The organism is Okeania hirsuta, from assembly GCF_003838195.1.
Taxonomy (GTDB): domain Bacteria; phylum Cyanobacteriota; class Cyanobacteriia; order Cyanobacteriales; family Microcoleaceae; genus Okeania; species Okeania hirsuta.
Genome location: NZ_RCBY01000291.1, coordinates 1 through 7,720, shown reverse-complemented (window position 1 = coordinate 7,720; position 7,720 = coordinate 1). Strand labels below are relative to the sequence as shown.

General features: G+C 34.8%; 7 protein-coding genes and 1 pseudogene. 4 read left to right on the top strand and 4 right to left on the bottom strand.

Features of this window, described 5'->3' with window-relative positions; all coding sequences use genetic code 11:
* Nucleotides 1–645 precede the first annotated feature (645 nt).
* The 3 genes from D5R40_RS28295 to gloB form a co-directional block, all read right to left on the bottom strand.
* A complete protein-coding gene (locus D5R40_RS28295; RefSeq protein ID WP_124155546.1) occupies nt 646–963 on the bottom strand; it encodes a DUF2973 domain-containing protein in 318 nt (105 codons plus the stop codon).
* Between the two features lie 259 nt (nt 964–1,222).
* On the bottom strand, nt 1,223–1,540 hold the full coding sequence (locus D5R40_RS28290) for a DUF2605 domain-containing protein (protein ID WP_124155545.1): 318 nt from the start codon (nt 1,538–1,540) through the stop codon (nt 1,223–1,225).
* A 684-nt stretch (nt 1,541–2,224) separates the two neighbouring features.
* Nucleotides 2,225–2,998 (bottom strand): hydroxyacylglutathione hydrolase, encoded by a 774-nt coding sequence (gene gloB, locus D5R40_RS28285; RefSeq protein ID WP_124143707.1) that lies wholly within the window; start codon nt 2,996–2,998, stop codon nt 2,225–2,227.
* 180 nt (nt 2,999–3,178) lie between these two features.
* Between gloB and D5R40_RS28280 the strand changes: the two genes are divergently transcribed.
* The 3 genes and pseudogenes from D5R40_RS28280 (at nt 3,179) to D5R40_RS41545 (ending at nt 5,178) form a co-directional block, all read left to right on the top strand.
* The gene (locus D5R40_RS28280) at nt 3,179–3,400 is read left to right on the top strand and encodes a hypothetical protein (RefSeq protein ID WP_124143708.1); all 222 of its coding nucleotides are present in this window, start codon (nt 3,179–3,181) and stop codon (nt 3,398–3,400) included.
* A gap of 555 nt (nt 3,401–3,955) precedes the next feature.
* Nucleotides 3,956–4,792, top strand: a pseudogene (locus D5R40_RS28275) (polyprenol monophosphomannose synthase); the annotation flags it as partial.
* A 251-nt stretch (nt 4,793–5,043) separates the two neighbouring features.
* Complete coding sequence (locus D5R40_RS41545; RefSeq protein WP_282433672.1) at nt 5,044–5,178, top strand: hypothetical protein; 135 nt, start codon at nt 5,044–5,046, stop codon at nt 5,176–5,178.
* Nucleotides 5,179–5,625: 447 nt separating this feature from the next.
* Here D5R40_RS41545 and D5R40_RS28270 read toward each other — a convergent pair whose 3' ends face one another.
* Nucleotides 5,626–5,973 carry a hypothetical protein gene (locus D5R40_RS28270; protein ID WP_192901056.1) on the bottom strand — a complete coding sequence of 116 codons (348 nt, stop codon included), beginning with the start codon at nt 5,971–5,973 and terminating at the stop codon, nt 5,626–5,628.
* 502 nt (nt 5,974–6,475) lie between these two features.
* On the opposite strand from D5R40_RS28270, the gene D5R40_RS28265 reads away from it, so the two are divergent.
* Entirely contained in the window at nt 6,476–7,495 is a 1,020-nt protein-coding gene (locus D5R40_RS28265; protein WP_124143710.1) for a polysaccharide deacetylase family protein, read from the top strand.
* Nucleotides 7,496–7,720 lie beyond the last annotated feature (225 nt).

Here is a 7,720-nt window from a genome sequence, read left to right as displayed (position 1 = left end):
CGGAATCTCTTGCACCAGTTCTGCCAATACGGACTTAGGGATGGTCATCTGGCGGTTAATCTTTACCCTACTGCACTACTAATATTAAATATACATTGTTAGTGTGAACACTGCAGAGGCTTTTATTCTTTAGTTTTGTCTGATCCCTGATTTATAGCCGGGTATTTAGTATAAGTATAAATTATTTTATCTCAAATATTTGGCATTTTAAAGTTATAAAAATAACTTGCTATTATCAGTTTTTTTGAAACAAAGCAATAGCAAGTTTTTAAGTTTTTATCAATTTTCTGCTACAGCAATTATGAATTTGATTGTACAGAAAATACCTGATAATTAGAGAATTAAGGACTTTAGACTTTTTATGTATATCTTTTGACATCCTCCCCGGCCTAAAGGCACGGGAATTCCTACTGAGCCGTAGCTCCTCGGCGGGTTGACGCTTCACAGGGTGCTGCTTCCTTGGCGGTAGTCTAACGCTTCCCTCCACGTCCGTTTAGAGTTTCCGAGTGCCCCCCGGCAACTAATAACACTATATCATATATTCAATTGACTTACAAATCAAATAAAAAGTCGCCCTACAAGGGCGAGGCTTTAAACCCAATTTTTCGGTAATTTTTACAAATCTTACATTATTTGTTGTCGTCTTTATTTATCCTTCTCCTCTCTAGTTTCACTACTAGATCCAAGCTCAGAATTATAAATAGCATCCAACTGTTGACGAGCTTCTTGTACATTAACGGAACGCATCACCAACAAAGGTTCATCAATAAAATTCCCAGATTCATCTAATAGTTCCGGATGTGGAATTCTACGAGACTTAGAATAAGAATCACCAGAAGACCATTCTCGGTTTGAGGGTAAAGATTGAGACTCAAGGCCCACAGTTAATAGACTACGGATTAAATTACGAACAGCCAAAACGGCAACAGTAGTAAAGGCTAGGATATAAAGCAAATGTAACATGGTTTTCTCCAGGGCCATATAGGCACTCAGCAAATTTTAAAAAAGTTTAAACAGTTTTTCTTATTTTATATCTACTTAACTCTGGATGAGTTTTATCCCCATAAATTATCTGGGTCAGTCATCATCAATTTCCAGAGAAGATAGTGCTTTTAGCGTAAATTAATAGTTATAAATTCCAAAACTGTTATATTTAAAAGTTAACTAAATTTTATTTTTTAATTTATTGCTTGATACTTAAGTTTGAGCGTAATGAGCAATTCTATCTAGATTGTTCTTTGCGAAATCGCATTGAAACTTGCCAGCATTCCGTTAGTAAGTGATGCCAGGGCATAAGCACTGTAGTTTCTACCCCAACTTGACCTTCAGTTGCATTAAAAAGAGTTTGTGCTGTACTCACTTCCTGTTGAGCTTGCTTAACTCTGTTAAGTAGGTCGAATTGTTCAGTGCTACTAAGAAAAGGAATTTTTTCTCTCTCCAATAACTGACGGGAACGCTCAAACCAATACTGAAAATCCTCTAACAAGGGTTTCAGTACTGCTTTAAGTAAATTTGCTTCGGGCAGTCTTGGATTTAGCATTTTTCTAAATTAATTTCTTATTATAGATTTTATCTTAACACTCTTTACACTTTTTAACATTTTACTTAATAAATGTTTTCTCAGGGAGCTTGAGATTTGAAAACTAAAGGAGTAAGCATTTTAGAGCCAAAGCCAGTCACCTTTGATACTTATTTTATACCAAAAATATGATTAATTTATACAGATTAAAAGTACAAAAAATGCTAAGGCTGACAAAAATTATTAGACATCTCCAGAAAAGAGGGAACAGAAAAGAGGGAACAGGGAACAGGGAGAAATAATTGATTTGATTTTTGATTTTTGGAGATGTCTATAAGTAATAACAAGTGCGAAAAAAGAATATTACAAATAATTTGAGTGAATCAAGAGATATTTACCGCTCAACTAAACTTACTCAAACTTACTCAAAAGCCTGAAAGCTTAGTTGAACGCAAGTGGATCGACCACTACAGGGTTAAACGGCAAACCCCAAGAAATACTTAAAGACTATTCCTCCTGACTCTTGGCGAAACTGGAAGTATAGCAATGTGCGCTGGGATATTTACAAATTGCAGGAAGTGTCCAATAGCTATAAAGTCTTATATGATTCCTACGGAATGCTTGCGCAAACAGCTTTTTATTCCCCCTTCCGGAGCTGTTGCCTATTGCCTGTTGCCTGCGCGCAGCGCTATATTTGTAGCATTTTTAAAATTGGTCTTTCTTTCCTCGTAAACGGGCAAAAGTTTGTACTGGATCTTGGCTTTTAACCGCTAACTGTAGATTAGGTTGATCCCAACGCAGAAAAGGATTTGTGCATTTTTCTACACCAATCATTGATGGCACAGTAGCCTCATTCCGACTGCGTGCTGCCTTAACTTCAGCTAAACGAGCTTGTAGGTCCAAATTTTGCTCATCGACTGTTATAGCAAACTGCAAATTCTTCAAAGTGTACTCATGGGCACACCATATTCGTGTCCTGTCAGGCAAATTACGCAATTTGCTCAAAGACTGTACCATCTGGGCTGGTGTTCCTTCAAATAAGCGGCCACAACCACCAGCAAATAAAGTATCACCACAAAATAATTCCCCCGGTTCTCCAGCAACTAGAGGAGGAAAGTAATAAGCAATATGGCCACTTGTATGACCAGGTACAAATAAAATCTCTCCTTCTCGGTCAGAAAATTGGACTCGATCGCCTTCCTGTAAAAATACCTTTTGTCCAGGAATTCTACCTCGGTCTTCAACTCCGGCATACACTGTGAGTTGAGGAAACTTCTGAATTAACTTTTGATTAGCTCCTACATGGTCTGAATGGTGGTGAGTGTTGAAAATAGCTACCAACTGAGCACCCAATGATTCTAGTTTTTCGGTCACTGGCCTAACTTCTGCTGGATCGACTACAGCCGCAATCTTTTGATTTGGGTCATGTAGTAAAAAGATATAGTTGTCTGAAAGTGCTGGCAGTCGATAAATCTTCATAGAAACTAAATTAATGTTTTATATACAAAATTTTCACTTAGGGATATTATTGCCCTCTTAACTATTAAAATAACTTAGGAATGAGAACAAAGGTAATATTTATTTCTGAGACTACTTTGATCGGGTATATTACTGAACATATAATCAATATCAAAAGTTATATAGAGGATATCAAAGATTATGTTATGGAGTGAGCAAAATAAACCAAATGTGACAATTAATCAAATGGTGAACCGAGTTATTACATCAGGCAAACTTAGTCGCCGGGAACACCTACAACTTACTTCGGCAATATTATGTGGTAAAAACATAACAGATGAAGAACAACATCAAATTAATCAGATATTTGACTTTCTTCAAATTCGTAAAATTAAGTTAGTTGATGATAATTATTATTCATAGATATTTAAGAGTAAAAAATATTAGTAAATACTTGATAGCGTTTATTTCTTGGATTAAGTACAAAATTTAAAATTATAGGGAATAGACAACATGAAAAAGAAAATATAATGTATCAAAAAATGTAGCTATACTTAGGACATAAAATTATTCATATTCTTTGGTTTTTCCTGCGGAGTGCTACGCAAACAACTATTTCATAAGTCTTAGCAATAATTGTGAATGAGATATTTTACCTGCATTCAAATATTATATTTTTTTGAAATTAAAAATAGTCTCAATATTGCATTAATAGCTAAAGAAAGATATACACTGGCAAATTAAATTAATAAAGTACAGTAAGTAATAATTGGCAACTTGATATACAGCATATTTCATATCAGTGAGGTACATCTGTGGTGGGTAAGATGCCCTACCATGGTGGGCAAGATGCCCGCATTGGATCTTTAAAATTTGCACCTCATATACTACTGAATCTGCTGTAAATATAAACCTGACTATATTCTGATTTCTGTTAAACCCACAATTAACTAATACCTCAGATAGAGAAAATTGATAATGAGTGCAACTAAACCAAATTCATTACTAACAGTACCAACAGGTTTATTACAAGTTCCTGCTGTAGTAAAAAATACGATAAAACCAGATAGTCCAGAAATCAAACTTTCTCTGGTTATTCCCACATTTCAAGAAAGTCAAAATATCCCAAAGATTGTTCAAAGACTAACTCAGTTACTAGATACTCAAATTCCCGATGCTTATGAATTAATTGTGGTAGATGACAATAGTCCCGACTTAACTTGGGAGACGGCTCAGAATATGACACCAGAATATCCTCAACTCCAGGTAATGCGTAGGGAAAAAGAAAGAGGACTTTCCACTGCAGTCATTCGTGGTTGGCAAGTAGCAAAAGGAGAAATATTGGGAGTAATAGATGCAGACTTACAACATCCTCCAGAAACTCTCTTAAAACTATTGATAAAAATGGAGCAAGGTGCTGACTTAGCAGTGGCTAGTCGTCACTTTGAGGAAGGAGGTGTCAGTGAGTGGAATATTATTAGAAGATTATTGTCTCGTGGCGCTCAAGTTTTGGGATTAATTATTTTACCTGGAGTCGTAGGGAGAGTCTCAGATCCCATGAGTGGCTATTTTATGGTCCGCCGAAAGGCGATCGCAGAAAAAATTCTTAGGCCAGTAGGGTACAAAATTTTGATTGAAGTTTTGGGCCGAGGCAGTATTTGTTGGGTGGGAGAAGTGGGGTATGTATTTAATGAACGTTTAGAAGGGGAAAGTAAAGTTACCTGGAAACAATATATAGAATATTTACACCACCTACTAAATTTAAGGTTGGCTAGATGGCCTAGTCGATTTATCTGTTTCGGTACAGTTGGTTTTATTGTTTTTAATATATTCTCGCTGTGAACCATATTAGTCTAAGACCAAATATCACGCATTTTTGTTACATTTTCTTGAAAGCAAAGAGTAGGGAGTAGGTAAATAACGAATCAGATATATTTACTTCATACAAATAATTGCTAAAAACATTACTGAACGTGACTTATTACTTAATAACTGAAGTATTCAATAACCATGGGATGATTTTTAGGAATTGTTATCAGACTACTTCAAAAATTAATAATTAGGGTTTGCTGAAAAGTATTTTAGTAGGGGTAGGAGACAGGAGACAGGAGACAGGAGACAGGAGAAATGGGAATGAGCGAGGAAGTAGGAGTAGGAGTAAGAATTGTAAGAATGATTTTTCTGCCCAACTATGCGCCTAAAATACTAACTTTTTGAGCGTTTTAGACTGAAACAGGCGCACTTTTTTCGTTCCCAAAAAGGCACTTGTCTTTATATGTCAATGCTTTTATATTTAATCAGCAAGCCCTAATTAATTATTAACAATGACCTTTACTTGAAAAGAATGAGGATTGATGAAAAGGAAAAATTTTTCTTGTTTGGTGCTTGTAGGGCGACAGTCCGTGGCGCAGTCAATCAGATACTTTAAACCTTAATTATTAGGTAACATATATATATAAGTTAGAACTTACGCATTGCATTTTTTAGTTATGAACATTGTATTTAGTATAGCACTATAGTTTAACTAAATTTATGTAATGTTTTTGCGTAAGTTCTATAAGTAAAAGAAATTTATAAATTATTCATACTCCTTGTTGCCTCCCTTGATTACTAACAGACTTTAAAACAGATGTAGTATAAGTAGTTTTTCATCCCTGAAAGACAGGGCATTCAAATTCCCAATTACTCTTGGGCAATGATTTTTGGTAGTCCCACCATACCACATAAGACTTTTCTTCTAAGTCTTTAATTTGATCAATAGATACCAACATTGAATCACTCAAACGCACTACCATCTCTCCATTCAAAAGCGCCTGTCGCCATTGTTTTCCTGTCTTCCAAGCATAATATTTGACTCCACTCCAACGAGGATTAACTGGGTATCCGGCAAACCCAGAACGCAATGCAGGAATATAAGCGCTTCTGAGTTGAGTATGAACCAATATTCCTTCCTCTAGTTTAACTACTTTCAGATTTTGATGATCTTGCTTAAACACGGGACTCACCTCCTGCTTGAGAATATGCTTAATTTTTCTTAACTTATCAGACTACAGCCATTATATCACTGAGAATTTCAGATTTTTGATATTGAGGAAAATCTATCTACACAACTATACAAGTAATAATAATTTCCCACTTTCTCAGCCTTAGCATTTTTTGATTGAATAGTATTACACAAATTTAACTCTTATAGATGTAAATTTCATTCACCTTGATACTAATTCAGGAAAATAATGCCTCAATTTATCAGGGGGGATTGTTTATCTTTTTCTTTTAAGTTGAATAAACCGCCGTATAGACGGTGTTTACAATTGGTTGGGGTTTGAGTCCCCATCCACTTTTTCCTTTTTCCTTTTTCCTTCTTCAAGAAGTTAAGTGGCGATCGTCCACTCCTACGAAACAAAATAAATTTTTTATATTAGTCAGGAAAAAATAGTGATAGTATCATCAATAACTAGCAATAATTCACAGATTTGCGATTGAATATTAGGGAAAGATATGATTAATCAAAAATGGATTCAAGATCAGATTAAGCTACTAAGTAGGAATGTAACTCAATCTTTATTTTCCACTGTAGAGAAGTTAAATTTAACTATTATACATTTGTACAAAAATTGCTTTTTAATTAATTTTTTACCAAAGTGGATAAGTAAACTTGTATACCTTTCACTAATATTTATCGTCAGTTTAGGTTTGACTGCTGCAGCTATTAAATCTCCGACTGTCAAAATTCCGATTTTTGGTTTCCATGACATTATTGATTTACAGAATAAAGCTGATTTACCACCATATCGCCCTCTTTATGGTATGGATTATACTAAGCAAGATTTAGAAAAGTTTGTAGAGTATTTAGTACAGAAAAATTACTGGTTTTTATCCTCTCAAGATTTATTCGTATATTTTATTAATAAATCTCAACCTATACCAAGTAAACATATAGGTCAAAAACCTGTAATGCTTACTTTTGATGATGGCTATGAAGGAGTGCATAAAAATGGAATGCCCATCTTAGAAAGGATGGAAGAAAAATATGGTGAAAAAGTAAGATTTGTTCTGTTTATTAATCCTAAAACTCTGGGAGTTAATAATGGAAAAGATTTACCACATCTTAGTTGTCAAAATTTAATAGAAGGATATCAGAAAGATTTTTATGATATTCAATCTCATGGATTTACTCATAAAAATTTAACAAAAATTAGCTCCAAGGAATTAGAAGTAGAACTATATTTTGCGAAGTTAGCTTTGAGAAAATGTACTAATGATTTAGATAGGAATAAAATTGTCGCTGCTCATATTGCTTATCCCTATGGTGCCATCAATACAAAGGTGGAAAAAAAGTTACCTAAATATCATCTAACTGGATTTATTTATGATGATAATTTTTTGAAAGTAAATTATCTGAAAAATAAGTTCCGCATTTCTCGAATTACAGTTGGTAGTCGCACATCTCCTTATAAGTTAATCCGGTTAGCAACTCGAGCTTCAACACTCAAAAAAATTCGTAAGTTGAAAAAATAAAAATCAAGCTATTCTAGCACAAGGAAGAAGGAAAAAGGAAGAGGCAGGAAGGCTTAATATCAAGTCTCATTAAGGTGTTTGCTAATAGCAGCCCAGTTAATGTTAATTATTCTTATGTTTACTTCTCTGTACAAGCACCTGGGGAGTATGCGCAAGCAAACGGCCTTTTGCCCCATCTCCCCATCTCCCCATCTCCCCATCTCCCCATCTCCCCATCTCCCCATC